The organism is Echinicola salinicaeni, from assembly GCF_014280965.1.
In the GTDB taxonomy this organism is placed as follows: Bacteria; Bacteroidota; Bacteroidia; order Cytophagales; family Cyclobacteriaceae; genus Echinicola; species Echinicola salinicaeni.
Genome location: NZ_JACODZ010000004.1, coordinates 295,356 through 309,345, shown reverse-complemented (window position 1 = coordinate 309,345; position 13,990 = coordinate 295,356). Strand labels below are relative to the sequence as shown.

General features: G+C 38.9%; 12 protein-coding genes. 8 read left to right on the top strand and 4 right to left on the bottom strand.

The window, feature by feature from the left end:
• Window positions 1-9: 9 nt before the first annotated feature.
• Together H7U17_RS09255 and H7U17_RS09250 are read right to left on the bottom strand one after the other, a co-directional pair.
• Entirely contained in the window at window positions 10-1,074 is a 1,065-nt protein-coding gene (locus tag H7U17_RS09255) for a globin family protein (RefSeq protein ID WP_186756425.1), read from the bottom strand.
• A 27-nt stretch (window positions 1,075-1,101) separates the two neighbouring features.
• Window positions 1,102-1,524, bottom strand: a complete 423-nt coding sequence (locus tag H7U17_RS09250; protein WP_186756424.1) for a heavy-metal-associated domain-containing protein — start codon at window positions 1,522-1,524, stop codon at window positions 1,102-1,104.
• A 139-nt stretch (window positions 1,525-1,663) separates the two neighbouring features.
• Here H7U17_RS09250 and H7U17_RS09245 point away from each other — a divergent pair, with 139 nt between their 5' ends.
• Both H7U17_RS09245 and H7U17_RS09240 read left to right on the top strand, forming a co-directional pair.
• Window positions 1,664-2,449, top strand: a complete 786-nt coding sequence (locus H7U17_RS09245) for a tetratricopeptide repeat protein (RefSeq protein ID WP_186756423.1) — start codon at window positions 1,664-1,666, stop codon at window positions 2,447-2,449.
• A gap of 75 nt (window positions 2,450-2,524) precedes the next feature.
• Window positions 2,525-3,286, top strand: a complete 762-nt coding sequence (locus tag H7U17_RS09240) for a polyprenol monophosphomannose synthase (RefSeq protein WP_186756422.1) — start codon at window positions 2,525-2,527, stop codon at window positions 3,284-3,286.
• On the opposite strand, the gene H7U17_RS09235 is transcribed toward H7U17_RS09240, so the two are convergent.
• Entirely contained in the window at window positions 3,264-4,484 is a 1,221-nt protein-coding gene (locus H7U17_RS09235) for an ABC transporter permease (RefSeq protein ID WP_186756421.1), read from the bottom strand. The genes H7U17_RS09240 and H7U17_RS09235 overlap by 23 nt on opposite strands.
• 40 nt (window positions 4,485-4,524) lie before the next feature.
• Here H7U17_RS09235 and H7U17_RS09230 point away from each other — a divergent pair, with 40 nt between their 5' ends.
• The 6 genes from H7U17_RS09230 to H7U17_RS09205 all read left to right on the top strand — a co-directional run bounded on the left by H7U17_RS09230 (window position 4,525) and on the right by H7U17_RS09205 (window position 11,067).
• Window positions 4,525-5,736 carry an exo-beta-N-acetylmuramidase NamZ family protein gene (locus tag H7U17_RS09230; RefSeq protein ID WP_186756420.1) on the top strand — a complete coding sequence of 404 codons (1,212 nt, stop codon included), beginning with the start codon at window positions 4,525-4,527 and terminating at the stop codon, window positions 5,734-5,736.
• Between the two features lie 19 nt (window positions 5,737-5,755).
• Window positions 5,756-6,676, top strand: coding sequence for a methionyl-tRNA formyltransferase (fmt, locus tag H7U17_RS09225; RefSeq protein WP_186756419.1), 921 nt, complete (start codon window positions 5,756-5,758; stop codon window positions 6,674-6,676).
• Between the two features lie 204 nt (window positions 6,677-6,880).
• Window positions 6,881-7,807, top strand: a complete 927-nt coding sequence (locus H7U17_RS09220; RefSeq protein ID WP_186756418.1) for a DUF4412 domain-containing protein — start codon at window positions 6,881-6,883, stop codon at window positions 7,805-7,807.
• Window positions 7,808-7,893: 86 nt separating this feature from the next.
• Window positions 7,894-8,412, top strand: coding sequence for a dihydrofolate reductase (locus H7U17_RS09215; protein WP_317172718.1), 519 nt, complete (start codon window positions 7,894-7,896; stop codon window positions 8,410-8,412).
• A gap of 18 nt (window positions 8,413-8,430) precedes the next feature.
• The gene (locus H7U17_RS09210; protein WP_186756417.1) at window positions 8,431-9,678 is read left to right on the top strand and encodes a competence/damage-inducible protein A; all 1,248 of its coding nucleotides are present in this window, start codon (window positions 8,431-8,433) and stop codon (window positions 9,676-9,678) included.
• A 93-nt stretch (window positions 9,679-9,771) separates the two neighbouring features.
• Entirely contained in the window at window positions 9,772-11,067 is a 1,296-nt protein-coding gene (locus H7U17_RS09205) for a dihydrolipoamide acetyltransferase family protein (protein ID WP_186756416.1), read from the top strand.
• A 57-nt stretch (window positions 11,068-11,124) separates the two neighbouring features.
• Here H7U17_RS09205 and H7U17_RS09200 read toward each other — a convergent pair whose 3' ends face one another.
• Window positions 11,125-13,989 carry a PAS domain-containing hybrid sensor histidine kinase/response regulator gene (locus tag H7U17_RS09200; RefSeq protein ID WP_186756415.1) on the bottom strand — a complete coding sequence of 955 codons (2,865 nt, stop codon included), beginning with the start codon at window positions 13,987-13,989 and terminating at the stop codon, window positions 11,125-11,127.
• Window position 13,990 lies beyond the last annotated feature (1 nt).

Below are 13,990 nucleotides of genomic sequence, written 5' to 3'. Positions count from 1 at the left end.
GAATAAAAATCAGGAACCTTGAACAATCGCCCCTTTCAATCCTTCATCAGTCAATAATGCACCAAACTCTCCTATCACTGATTCTGGAACACCTTTATTAGTAGCAGCCTCTACAACCGCAGTGATAAATAAATCATAATCCGCTGATGTGATTTTACCGGTCATTCTAGGATTGACATCAGGATTATGGGCATCGACCATGTTCATACCACTGTAAGTAATATTCGTCGAGCCGATTGATTGTGCTAAGAGATCGCTAAAATTACCAACCAAAGCTTCAAAACCAGAGGTATCTCCAGCGCCATACTCAGCCAATAATACTGGGAAATACGGGAGTAAATCATCATACTTTCCTCCCTCATTTGTAGCAATTACCAATACAGTTTCTGCCACTACATGCTGAAGAGGTGCATAGCCTCCTTCAACCATTTCACCAAAATATCCCTCAACCATCACAGTACCTCCAAGTCTTGTATAAAGATCGATCATGGTACCATCTTCACGCTGAACAATATCCGCTTTGGTGGAACCTAATAGTTCGCCTACTGGACCCAAAATATCCGCACTCCCAAATCCAGCTTCAGTAGCAGCCTGAACCACCGCCTCTACAAACAAATCAAAATCATCACTATCGATCAAACCATTCATGCGATCATTTTTCGTAGGATCATGCGCATCCGCCATGCTCATTCCGGAATAGGTAAAATTCTTTGCTCCAGTAGATTCAGCCAAAAGGTCTGTAAAATCTCCCACAAGACTAGTAAATCCACTGACATCACCCGCACCATACTCTGCTAGAAGCACATTAAAATACGGCCTAATACTGGCATACTTATCATCGGTAGCAATGGTTAGAACCGTACCTTCCACTACTGTTCTTAGGTTTAAATAACCTTTTTCTATCATCTGACCATTATTATTTGGGTCAGCAACCATTTCCTCACCACCCAGTTTGGTAGCATAGAAAGAATCATCTACCTCTGGGGGCATCACATCGTCATCATCCTTACAGGATGAAAATACTACCAAGGTCATCAGTAGCATAAAAGCCAATAATTGATTTAGTTTTTTCATTTTTCTTAAGGTTTATGTAATAAAATATTAGTTAGTAAATAGGTTCTCGAAATAGCTCCCCACCATATAGGTCAGCGATTTCTTGTCGATTGCAGGACAACTTCCTGCCAACTGTTCTTCGCTAGGCTGAAAAAGTGTAGATTGAAGCTGATAATTTTTGTTCACACCATCCACCAAATCATGAGGGCTGTGTTTCTTGCGATCATAGAGGACTATCAAATAATCCGAAGTCCTATTGACCCTAACATCCCTCATACCATCTATTTCCAAAAGGTCAGTTTTGATCTCTTCCATTCTCATTGAGTCCAAATCCTCATTAAAGTCAATCTGACTCATCGTCCAGTTAGGGCCTTTTGGACGATCATTAGTCACCAAGTAAATATGTACGGCCAATGTGATTACCAAAATGGCCATCAATGCCGCTGCCCCGATTAAAATTCTCTTGATCATGGTTCTTTTGTTTAGCAGTTAATACAAAAATCATATACGACCTGCCCTTGATAGCTGGATTGCCCAAGCCTAAAAAAATTTAGAACAGCTATTGATTAAAAACACCTATTTTATTAGTTTTATAACTAAACTGTTAACTATGAAAAATTTAGCCACATTTTTACTGCTTCTACTTTTCACATCATGCCAGGGGAATTTTGAGAAAGCCAATCAGTATTATTCAAATCAACAATTCGAAGATGCCATATCAGAGCTGAACTGGTTATTGTTTATAAAGATGTCCGATATACGAGCCATTCAGCTCAGAGCCATGAGTCACGAAGCCTTGGAAGAATATGAAAAAGCATTGACAGACTACAAACGAATCTTACAATTGTCCCCACATGATCCGCAGGCATTGTCAGGAATGGGCAAAGTCTATTGGGAATTGGAAGAATATAAACAGGCCGAAAAACATTTCTTATTAGCAGCAAAGGAAGATCCTAAAAATGTAGAATTGCTGATTATGCTCGGTAGGGCTATGATCAAAAATGAAAATTATAAATCAGCTGAGGATTTTCTTTTTGAAGCGAAGGAATTAGACCCGAAAAATGCCGCTATTTATTTTTACAGGGGAATCGTTCAGGCACATTTGGGAGATGCCTGGACAGCTGCTTCCCAATTCAATATGTATATCATGTACTCAGGCGACAACATGACGGCCTTTTATAATAGAGGGTTGGCCTATATGAGAATGGGGATGACAGACTGGGCAACAGAGGACTTTGACAGGGTATTAAAAAGCCAGCCCAAACATTATAATGCCCTGGCCCGTAGAGCTATTTGTCAAATGGAATTCAATCCCAGTCAGTCCTGCCGCGACCTAAGACTCGCCGCAAAACATGGGAGTGAATTCGCTAAAGAAAACTTGAACAAATGTTTCTAATTTCTACTCATTGCGGATTTTTTACGTTTAACTATGTAATTAATCGCTTTAAGTCCTATTTTTGGGACTTGCAATATGAATCACAAAAAGTTAGTCATCATACCCACCTTTAATGAGAAGGAAAATATCCAGGACATCATCATGGCTGTCATGGACTTAGCTGGGCATTTTGAGGTTTTGATCATTGATGACAATTCCCCTGATGGTACTTCGGGTATTGTTAAAGACCTCCAGCAATCCTTCCAAAGTAGGATCCACCTTATAGAAAGAAAGGGAAAACTAGGCTTGGGAACAGCCTATATCACTGGTTTCAAGTATGCCCTAGAGAAGGATTATGATTATATCTTTGAGATGGATGCTGATTTTTCCCATAATCCCAAAGACCTGATCAGGTTGTATGAGTCCTGCGCTATAGATGGCTTTGATTTGACCATTGGATCGAGATATATTAAGGGAGTGAATGTGGTCAACTGGCCTATGGGCAGGGTTTTGATGTCCTATTTCGCCAGTGTATATGTGCAGTTCATTACAGGTTTGCCCATTAAAGACACCACAGCTGGATTTAAATGCTATCACAGGAGTGTCTTGGAAGGCATCAAGCTGGATAAAATCAAATTTGTAGGCTATGCCTTCCAGATTGAAATGAAATTTACTGCTTGGAAGTTGGGCTATAAAATCACCGAAATCCCGATCATCTTCACCGATAGGACCAAAGGAACTTCCAAAATGTCCACTCATATCTTTAAGGAGGCCGTACTGGGGGTAATCTATATGAAATTCAAAAGCCTTTTCAGCCCTTATAAACGGGCAAAAGTTAGTCAAAGCGAATTGCTTTAATAGGCTGTACATTACTGATTACCATAGCCGGTATAAACAATACCAAACTAGTAATCACTAATACCAAAATATTGATCCCCACAATTACCGGCCAATTCCATTGGATAGGCACGAAACTCATATAATAATTTTCAGGGTCAAGACCAATAAACCTGGTCACATCCTGAATCCAAGCAAAGCCCAATCCAATCAGATTACCTATTAGCATTCCCCTACCAATTATCCTTATCCCATTCCAAATAAAAATCCTTCTTATATGCCTATTGGCACTTCCCAGAGCCTTTAACATACCTATCATCTGAGTTCGCTCCATGATAAGGATAAAGAGAATGGCAATCATATTAAAGGAAGCCACAAATAGGATTAAGCCTAAAAACACATAAACATTATTGTTCAGCAATTTAAGCCAGTCAAAAATCTGTATAAACTTATCCGTTACCTTATCCACCTTCAGATCATAATCAATCATCTCATAAAGAGCTTCGCTTTTCTCATCTATCTCTTTGGGATCATCCAAAAAGACCTCAAAGCCACCCACCATATCATCTTCCCATCCATTGAGGTTTCGAATATTCTGAATATCTCCTATGATCATTTTATCATCAAAGTCTTCCAGATAGGTCTCATATATCCCCACTACCTCTAATCTCCTGTATCTCGGTGGATCCTGTACAAAATACATGGTCACCTTATCCCCTATTCCAAGCAATAACTTATCCGCGATTTTTTTACTGAGCAGCACTTCATAGGAAGTCCCACCGTCTTTCTTAAAATCAATAAACCTTCCTTCTATTATGGAAGGGGCAAAAGCTGCTTTATTGAAATTTTCACTTACCCCCTTTAGCAAAACGCCTTGTACTTCCTCATCTCCCTTAAGCAAACCAGGCTTAAAAGCATAGTCCTGCACATGTTTAATAAAGTCATAATCTTTATAGCCACTGTAAAACTGGCTGTTTTTACTGGAAGGATATTCTTCGAAAGCATTATTCGAAGTGAATTTATGAACCTGATAATGACCTGTAAACGAAAAAACCTTCTCAGAAACCACCTGTTGAAATCCGCCCAAGATCAAAAATGAAATTAAAAGTATAGATAGGCCAATGGCAATACTCGCTACTGCAATGCGATGGATGGTCCCGGTAAATCCGCCAGTTCTTTTAAAGCTAATTCTTTTGGCAATGAAGTAGGAAAGGTTCAATGAAGTGTTTTATTTTGTTTAGATACTAATGCAAATTAATATGAAGCAGTTAAAATTAATACTTCTATTGACTTTTTTAGTTGGTAGCCTCGCATATTGTAAAAACCAAACGAATGAGAAGGAGAAAATTCAGCCCGAACCTGCAAAGGTAAAAGCCGTCATCTTACCTGCCGCAGACCAACCTGAGGCCTACTTGGCCTTGCTAAAGGGGAAACGTATTGGCTTAGTGGCCAACCAGACCAGTGTATTGACCCAAAAGGACAACCAACACTTGGCAGACTTTCTATTGTCCCAAGACATTAAAGTTCAAAAGATATTTGCACCAGAACATGGTTTCCGCGGAAAAGCAGATGCTGGAGAACATATAAAAAATGATATTGATGAGGAAACGGGGATTCCTGTAATCTCACTTTATGGCAACAATAAAAAACCATCCCCCGAGGTTTTGAATGATGTGGACATTCTTGTATTTGACTTCCAGGATGTAGGCCTGAGGTTCTACACCTATATCAGCACGATGCATTATGTCATGGAAGCATGCGCCGAACAAAACAAACCACTGATCATCATGGACCGTCCCAACCCTAACGGTGATTATATTGACGGCCCAGTTTTGGACCCAAAATTCAAAAGCTTTGTAGGCATGCACCCTATCCCCGTTGTGCATGGCCTGACCATGGGAGAGCTTGCGCAAATGATTAATGGGGAAGGCTGGTTAAAAGGGGGGCTAAAAGCGGACATTAAAGTTGTTCCTGTGGCGAACTGGGAACACAGCATGCACTATTCATTGCCTATCAAGCCATCCCCAAATCTTCCAAATGATGTTTCTATCAGGCTTTATCCTTCCTTATGCTTTTTTGAGGGAACAGATATTAGTGTGGGAAGAGGAACCTATTTCCCCTTCCAAGTTTATGGTGCGCCCGATCCAAAATATGGGAATTTCACTTTTACACCCACAAGCATAGATGGCATGAGCAAGCATCCACCACACGAGGATAAAAAATGCTACGGCACTGACTTAAGGGACACCGCCCTTTCCCATCAGTTCACCTTGAAATACCTTTTGGAGATGTACCAAAAATCAGGATTGAAAGCCAAATTCTTCAATAATTTCTTTGACAAGCTAGCTGGAACCGACAAATTGAAAGAAGACATCCTTGCCGGCAAATCGGAGGAAGAAATCAAGGCCAGCTGGCAGTCAGGCTTGGAAGCCTATAAAGCCAAAAGAGAAAAATATCTACTGTATAAATAAGCAGGAAAAGTAAAACATAATGAATAAAGATCTTCGCATCATCTATATGGGCACGCCTGATTTCGCCGTGCCATCCTTAGAAATTTTAGTAGAAAACGGTTGGAATGTGGTGGCAGTGATTACTGCTCCAGATAAGCCAAAAGGCAGGGGCCAGAAGCTTATCCCCTCCCCTGTAAAAGAAGCTGCTTTGAAGCATAACATCCCTGTTCTACAACCTACCAATTTAAAAAAATCGGATTTTCTGGAAGAGCTAAAAAGCTACCAAGCCGATATACAAGTAGTAGTTGCCTTTAGAATGCTGCCTGAATCAGTATGGAGCATGCCTCCAAGAGGGACTTTTAATCTCCACGCATCTCTACTTCCAAATTACCGCGGTGCAGCTCCCATCAACTGGGCCATCATTAACGGTGAAAAAGAAACCGGTGTCACAACCTTCTTCTTAAAGCATGAGATAGACACTGGCAGTATCATTTATCAGGAAAAGGAAGCCATTCTTCCAGAAGATAATATCGGCACTCTTTATGAAAAGCTCATGAAAAGAGGGAGCAAATTGGTACTAAAGACCATTGAAGAAGTTAGCAAGGGAGAAGTAGCAACTATGGCACAGGATGAAAGTAAGGCCCTACACCACGCCCCCAAAATTTTCAAGGAAACTTGTGAAATCAACTGGAATCAAAGAGCAGAAGACATCCACAATTTAATCCGTGGACTCTCTCCCTATCCTGCTGCCTGGACAACAATTGAAGACAAAACCTGTAAAATATACTCCAGCGAAGTAGTGAAAGACTTAGCAGGCAAATCCATAGGAGAAATGGAGACTGACAATAAAAAGTACTTGCGCTTTCAAACTGCCGAGGGAGCCCTTGAGGTCAGTGAAATTCAGATGCAAGGTAAAAAAAGAATGCCTATTGAAGATTTCTTAAGAGGTCATAAATTCTAGCTAATTAAGTTTAGTATTTTAGACTAAATCCTTTAAAAGGCGGTGTTTCAACTCTGGAGCACCGCTTTTTTTCATATTCTAACCATAGTCTTTTACTTACTCACCCAAAAGCATGTTCAACTATCCTACCCAGCCAATACCTCTTCATTTTTAGACACTTAATGAAATTATGGGTATTTTTATGATAGACTAAAAATACCTGTTATGATAAATTCAGTTAGAATAATCTCCTTTATTATTTGTTTGATAATCAGTCCTTCCTTGGTCAATGCCCAGTTTATCAAAAAGTTAAAAAAAGCTGTGCAAAAAGGAGCTGAGAATGCAGTTGAAGAACGGGTAAACCAAGAAGTCGAAAATGCCTCCAAGAAAAAAATGGAGGAATTCATGGAACAAGTATTCGGACCAAGCACTGAATATGAGGGATCAGGAGTAGATTTCGGAGAAATGATGGGAAGCATGAACTTCAACGTGGATACGGAAGATCAATACCAATTCAAAGGTTATACTGATATGGAAATCACCGGCACTGATGAAAAAGGTAAAGAGATTGATCCCTCAATGATAAGATTCCTGCACAGCAATAATTCCGAGCATTGGGGAATGAAGATGGAAAACCCTGAAAAAAAGAACGATCAGATTGCTATGGTCCTAGATCATAAAAACAAAGCCACCATATTGTTTATGGACAACAAAGATGGTGAAAAAACTAGTATGGCCTATGGAATGGATTGGAATAAAATGATGGAAAACTCATCCCAAAATGATATGGAAAAAATGGAAGATGAGGAATTCGAATTTGACAAGACAGGGAATACCAAAAACATCCTAGGCTACGAATGTGAAGAATATCAAGGGGAGAATGAAGAAGGTACTTTTAGCTTTTGGGCAAGTAAAGAAGTTATTCCTGGGTTCACCTCATTTTTTTCCAATTCCAATTTCTTTAATAGTCAAGCTATGAGAAATAAATATCCAAAAGTATATAATAAACTCCCTGAAGGGAATATCTTAGAGACAAGCTATACTTCAAAAACCGACAAGAGCACTTCTAATATGAAAACCCTGGAAATCAACAACTCTCAAGCCTTTGATTTTAAAATGGCTGAATACCCCAATGTCATGCAGGCTCAGTAAACCAAAATTTGGCAACAAATATCATCTATTTAATAGCAAACTTTTTGAGAGGCATTTTTTAAAGCTTCAAAAAACCTTGGTATCTTGTGCAATCCAAAAAATCAAAGGTTTTGACAGTTTCTATTATTGTAGCCAAAGCTAAAAACAATGTTATCGGAAAGAACAACCAATTAATCTGGAAGCTTTCCGCTGATCTTAAGCATTTTAAAAAACACACGACAGGCCATTATATCATCATGGGCAGGAAAACCTACGAATCCATGGGTAAACCTTTACCCAACAGGACCTCTGTAGTGATCACCAGAAACCAAGATTATACCATTCCAGAAGGCCATCATATTGTTCATAATCTAAAGGATGCACTTGAGCTCGCGAAAAAGAACCATCAGGAAAAAGTATTTATCATCGGTGGTGGAGAGATTTATAAGCAAGCCTTAGCGCTTACTGATGAATTACTGATTACCGAAGTAGATTGTCATCCAGAGGGAGACACTTATTTCCCCAACATCGATCCCAACAACTGGAAGATCGTCCAAAAAGAAACTCATCAAAAAGATGAGAAAAATGAATATGACTTTAGTTTCATCACCTATAACCGTGCATGAACTGATTGATTGTATCCTATGAAAGAAATAACTGCAGAAATTATAGCTATTGGTGATGAGTTGCTTTATGGGCAGATCATAGATACCAATAGCCACTGGATCAGTAAAGAGTTAGACAAAATAGGTGTAAGAGTGGTCCGCAAAACTACCGTAGGGGATAATGAAAAAGACATATTAAATGCCTTTTCAAGTGCTGACGACAGAGCGGATATTGTCTTAATCACGGGCGGGCTAGGTCCTACCAAGGATGATCTTACCAAGCCCTTGATGGCCAAATATTTCCAATGTGAGGTCATCCCATTCAAAAAGGCCATAGAGGATGTACGTCACTTCTTCTCTAAAAGAGGCCGAGAACTTACCCCTTTGAATGAGCTTCAAGGACACCTTCCTAGTAAATGCCATTATATCAAAAATGACCGAGGAACCGCACCGGGAATGTGGTTTGAAGAAAATGGCACTGTTTGGATGTCCATGCCTGGCGTTCCGCATGAAATGAAGCATTTGATGGAAAGCTTTGTGCTACCAAAGATCCAAAATATTTTTCCATTGCCAGTCATATACCACAAAGTCATCAAAACAGTTGGTATTGGAGAAAGTTGGTTGGCTGACTTAATCCATGAATGGGAAGAAAATTTACCTGAACATATAAAATTGGCTTATCTGCCATCTCTTGGACAAGTAAAACTAAGGCTCACTGCCTTTGGAACTAGCCTTGACCAATTGGAACAGGATGTCCAATTTCAATTAGACAAGGTAATTCCTATTATTCAATCCTATATATACGGCTATGATCAGGATGAACTGCAAAATGCCATAGGGAGACTTTTGAAGACCAAAGGCAAAACTGTAGCTTTGGCAGAGAGCTGCACAGGAGGTTATATTTCCCATTTGATTACCAGTGTGGCGGGCAGCAGTGATTATTTCAATGGTGCCATAGTTCCTTATCACAATCAATTCAAGGCTGATTTATTAGGGGTTAAAAACAGTACTTTGGAAACACATGGGGCAGTCAGTCAAGAAACCGTTATTGAGATGTCCGAAATGGTCAGAAAAAAGTTCAACGCTGACTTTGGATTGGCCAGTAGTGGTATTGCCGGTCCAGGAGGGGGAAGCCCGGAAAAACCTGTGGGTACTGTTTGGATATCCTGTGCCAGTGATAGCGGCACCGTTACCAAGAAACTGCAACTGACACATAATAGAGAATTGAACATTCAATATTCTGCAGTAGCAGTATTGAGTTTGTTAAGAAAGGTGATTTCAGAATAAAACAATCATAAGTTTTGACAAAACTATTTTGGAAACACATTATTAAAATATAATTTTAAATTTAGATAAATAGCCCAATTAAATAAATATAGCATGGCAACTGTAGAAATGGTAATGCCCAAAATGGGTGAAAGTATTATTGAAGGCACCATCCTTACATGGCTAAAAAGCGAAGGAGACTCTATTGAACAGGATGAATCAGTCTTGGAAGTAGCTACAGATAAAGTGGATACAGAAGTCCCTTCATCTCATGCAGGCATACTAAAGAAAATCCTCGTCAACGAAGGGGATGTAGTTGCTGTGGGAGCCCCTATTGCCATCATTGAAATTGAAGGTGAAGTAGAAGAATCTGAACAGGAATTTGAAACTGACCACATCGAAGCTAAAAAAACAGAGGAAAAAGAAGCACTTTTGGCTGCAGCCCCGGCGCAAACGGACACCATTATGGGCAATAGTACTCAAACAAGCAGCATAAGCGATGATAGATTTTATTCTCCATTGGTCCTTAGTATTGCCAAGGAAGAAAACATTAGTAAAGAAGAGCTTTCTTCTGTACCAGGAACAGGAAAAGATGGCAGGGTGACAAAAAATGACATGTTGGGCTATCTCAAAAACCGTAGTACCAGTACACAACAGGCTCCACCATCTATTTCTGGCACACCTACTCCTAGTATCAGTGCAGGAGATGAGATCATTGAAATGGACAGAATGAGAAAAATGATTTCAGAAAGAATGCTGGAATCCAAGAGGATCTCTCCTCATGTAACCTCATTTGTCGAAGCTGATGTGACCAATATTGTACTTTGGAGAAACAAGATAAAAGATGAATACAAAAAGAAAGAGGGTGAGCCTATCACTTTTACTCCATTCTTTGTTCATGCCCTTGCAAGAGCCATACAGGACTTCCCAATGATCAATATATCTGTTGATGGCACCAAGATTATAAAGAAAAAAGATATCAATATTGGTATAGCGGTGGCCTTACCAAATGGCAACCTGATCGTCCCAGTGATCAAAAAAGCCAATGAACTCAACTTGGTGGGGCTTTCTAAAAAGATCAATGACCTGGCTAATCGTGCCAGAAATAATAAACTAGGTGCAGATGATTTGTCAGGAGGAACCTATACCCTATCGAATGTGGGGTCATTTGGAAATGTAATGGGCACACCGATTATTGTGCAGCCTCAGGTAGCCATCATGGCCGTAGGAGCAATTACTAAAAAACCTGCTGTGGTAGAAACCCCTACAGGTGATGTAATTGCTGTTAGACACAAAATGTTCCTATCTCATTCCTATGATCACAGAGTAGTTGATGGCTCTTTGGGAGGCATGTTTGTTAAGCGCGTGGCAGACTACCTAGAATCCTTTGATTTAGACACCAAATTATAAGCAGAACATCAACTTTATTTCATAAAAAAATCCGAAGCTTTAAAGCTTCGGATTTTTTTATGAAATAATTTCGAAAGAAGTCTTTATCTTATTCACAAGTTCTTGAATTTTTATGGGCTTGGTCAAATAATCATCCATTCCGGACATTAAAGCCCTTTCAATGTCCTCCTTAAACACATTGGCAGAAAGCCCAATTATTCGTACATTCTTTCCCCTATTTAGTGACTTAATCGCTTTTGAAGCTTCGACCCCATTCATAAAAGGCATTTGGTAATCCATAAAAATCAGATCATAATCCTTTTTTCCCACTGCGCTAATGGCCTCTTCCCCATTATGAGCCGTATCCACAAAATACCCCAACTGCTTCATCAGAAGTGTCATAAACTTAAGGTTGATCTCATTATCCTCCACCAGTAATATGGATAGCGGATACCTATCTGATATTTTATTAATGACATTTTCCCCCTGGGATTGATCGGAACTTAAGAATGCTTCTCCTGCTTTAGGTGCTGCTATCCTGCCAAAAACAGAAAAAGAAAATTCAGCCCCCTGTCCTGGCTCACTTTCTATTTCCAAGCTTCCTCCCATTAACTCAATTAATTTATTTGCAATGGCCAAACCAAGTCCTGAACCACTCTTTTCTCCAGAATTACCATGCCCCGCCTGAGTAAAAGGATGAATAAGTTTTTCAATTCTATCTTTCGGAATTCCTATCCCTGTATCTTTGATCAAAAAAGAAATCATAAAACTTTTATCCATAACAGGCTCACCTTTAACCCTAAGACTGACCCCCCCTCCAGTAGGGGTAAATTTAATGGCATTTCCAATTATATTGAACAAGATCTGTTTGAGTTTTTCCTTGTCCAAGGTCATCCATCTGGGCACATCATCAGCGATTTGCAAATCAAATTTAAGTTCTTTTGCAGACATCAATCCTGAAAAGATATTTGTCACTTTATAAATTTCCTCAACTATATTAAAATCTATCAAGTCAAGCTCGAGCTTACCCTCTTCAATTTTAGAATAATCCAGAATATCCCTTATGATCACCAAAAGTGATTCACCTGAATCCTTTATTACCTTCACATACTGCTCCTGTTCCTCATTTAACGTTGTTCCTTCCAATAGCCCTATCATTCCCAATAGTCCATTCATAGGAGTCCTGATTTCATGGCTCATACTAGCCAAAAATTCTGATTTTGCTCTATTAGCACCCTCGGCCATCTCCTTGGCTTCCTTCAAGCCGTTTTCCCAGAGTTTCTGTTCTGTAATATCCCTTGATACAGAAATCATCCTTTTATCATCCAGCTTAAAGATTCTAACCTGAAAAAATCTTTTTTTACCAAGAATATCCAAACTCATCTCCTCTGTCTGAAGCCGCCCTGTATCCAAAGCCCTATCGAAAGCAACCATCAACCTTTCGTTCAAAGGATAAGGCATTACATCACTTATATACTTCCCTAAAGCATCTTTAGGATCCATCAATAACAACTCAGGTGACTGCACATAATAATCGATAAATTTCCCCTCATTATCATATATAAAAATGATATCTGGCAAACTATTTAATACTGCCCTAAGCCTATTTTCACTTTTAATCAGTTCTTGTTCTGCCAGGTGTTTTTCATGAATATCAGTACTTATCCCTACACTATTCGTAAATTTCCCCTCGTCATCATAAAACATCCTTTCAAAGCATTTCACCCTAATTCTGGATCCATCCTTCTTGATATTATTCATCTCAAACTCGAAATACTCTTCTCGGTTTTCGATGGCTTTTCTTACACGACCTCTAACCTCCTTCAATTCGTCAGACAGTAAATAATCTCTATTATTTTTGAGGAACTCTTCTTTCTCGTAACCCAAAACATCTACAATATTATCGCTAACATTGGTAACATTCCCTTTTGCATCATGAAAATATACGAAGCCTTTCGTTCCTTGTAACAGCAATGTTTGTTGATCAAAAAGCCTATTGATCTCATTAGATTTTTTCTGCAGTTTATGATTATTAACATTAATACTACGGAAGTGTTTTATCATAAAGTAAATGATAAACAATAACAGGATGAAAAGCCCTACTAAAAGCAACATATAGGTATTGAAAACCTTAGCAACTACCACCTCCCTATCCCTAACAAATACAAAGGCATAATTGGATCTAAGTGGGTGAAGATTGAAAGGGTATTGGGCTACTATTGCATTAATTAGTTTACCATCTGCAGTATTATGAATCAGTTCACCTTCATAAACTCCTTTTAAACCGCCCCTTATTTCATTGTCGATTTCCCTTTTTAGACTTGGATAAAAAGAAATAAATTCTCCCTCCTCTAAATCAGGACTTATAACCATGGGTTTATCACCTTGAAAATAAAATTTATACCCTCCATCTCCGAGATAGTGATTGGCCGCAAAATCTGCTAAAAATGCGCCTACATTTAATGATACCACAACCTTAAAATTCCTATCATGACTTTTTATGGTCAAATACCTGTCCAATCCTGTAAATTCTTTATTTGGAGAAACTTCGATTTCTTGAAAATAATTATTTCTCTTGACCAAATAGCCTTTTGAATTACTCGGTTCTACTATGAATAAAGTATCCACCAAGGTCCCGTAAGAACTAAGAAGACGTCTAATTCTTCCTTCAAGTGCTTGCTTTTTGTCATCAGATTCCAGGTCTGAATAACTCTCCAGATTTTTGGTGAAAAAAGTAAGATCTTCAAATAAATTATTGAACCTTCGCTGAGATTCATTGGAGGCTATTTCTACCTGCTTACTTAAAAACTGCCGACTGTTTCCTATTAGGTTTTTGGAAAGAGCACTATAAAAAAAATAGGCCAAAAAAAGAATAATCACAATGGACCCCATGGACATCCATGTAAATAATTGAAATTTATGCTGTTTAGTCTTATTTAACATT

Bases quoted from the DNA above. Each gene is read 5' to 3' on its own strand.
- H7U17_RS09250 (WP_186756424.1), bottom strand. From the start codon at position 1,524: ATGATCAAGAGAATTTTAATCGGGGCAGCGGCATTGATGGCCATTTTG.
- H7U17_RS09220 (WP_186756418.1), top strand. From the start codon at position 6,881: ATGATAAATTCAGTTAGAATAATCTCCTTTATTATTTGTTTGATAATC.
- H7U17_RS09240 (WP_186756422.1), top strand. From the start codon at position 2,525: ATGAATCACAAAAAGTTAGTCATCATACCCACCTTTAATGAGAAGGAA.
- H7U17_RS09200 (WP_186756415.1), bottom strand. From the start codon at position 13,989: ATGTTAAATAAGACTAAACAGCATAAATTTCAATTATTTACATGGATG.
- fmt (WP_186756419.1), top strand. From the start codon at position 5,756: ATGAATAAAGATCTTCGCATCATCTATATGGGCACGCCTGATTTCGCC.
- H7U17_RS09210 (WP_186756417.1), top strand. From the start codon at position 8,431: ATGAAAGAAATAACTGCAGAAATTATAGCTATTGGTGATGAGTTGCTT.
- H7U17_RS09245 (WP_186756423.1), top strand. From the start codon at position 1,664: ATGAAAAATTTAGCCACATTTTTACTGCTTCTACTTTTCACATCATGC.
- H7U17_RS09230 (WP_186756420.1), top strand. From the start codon at position 4,525: ATGAAGCAGTTAAAATTAATACTTCTATTGACTTTTTTAGTTGGTAGC.
- H7U17_RS09255 (WP_186756425.1), bottom strand. From the start codon at position 1,074: ATGAAAAAACTAAATCAATTATTGGCTTTTATGCTACTGATGACCTTG.
- H7U17_RS09205 (WP_186756416.1), top strand. From the start codon at position 9,772: ATGGCAACTGTAGAAATGGTAATGCCCAAAATGGGTGAAAGTATTATT.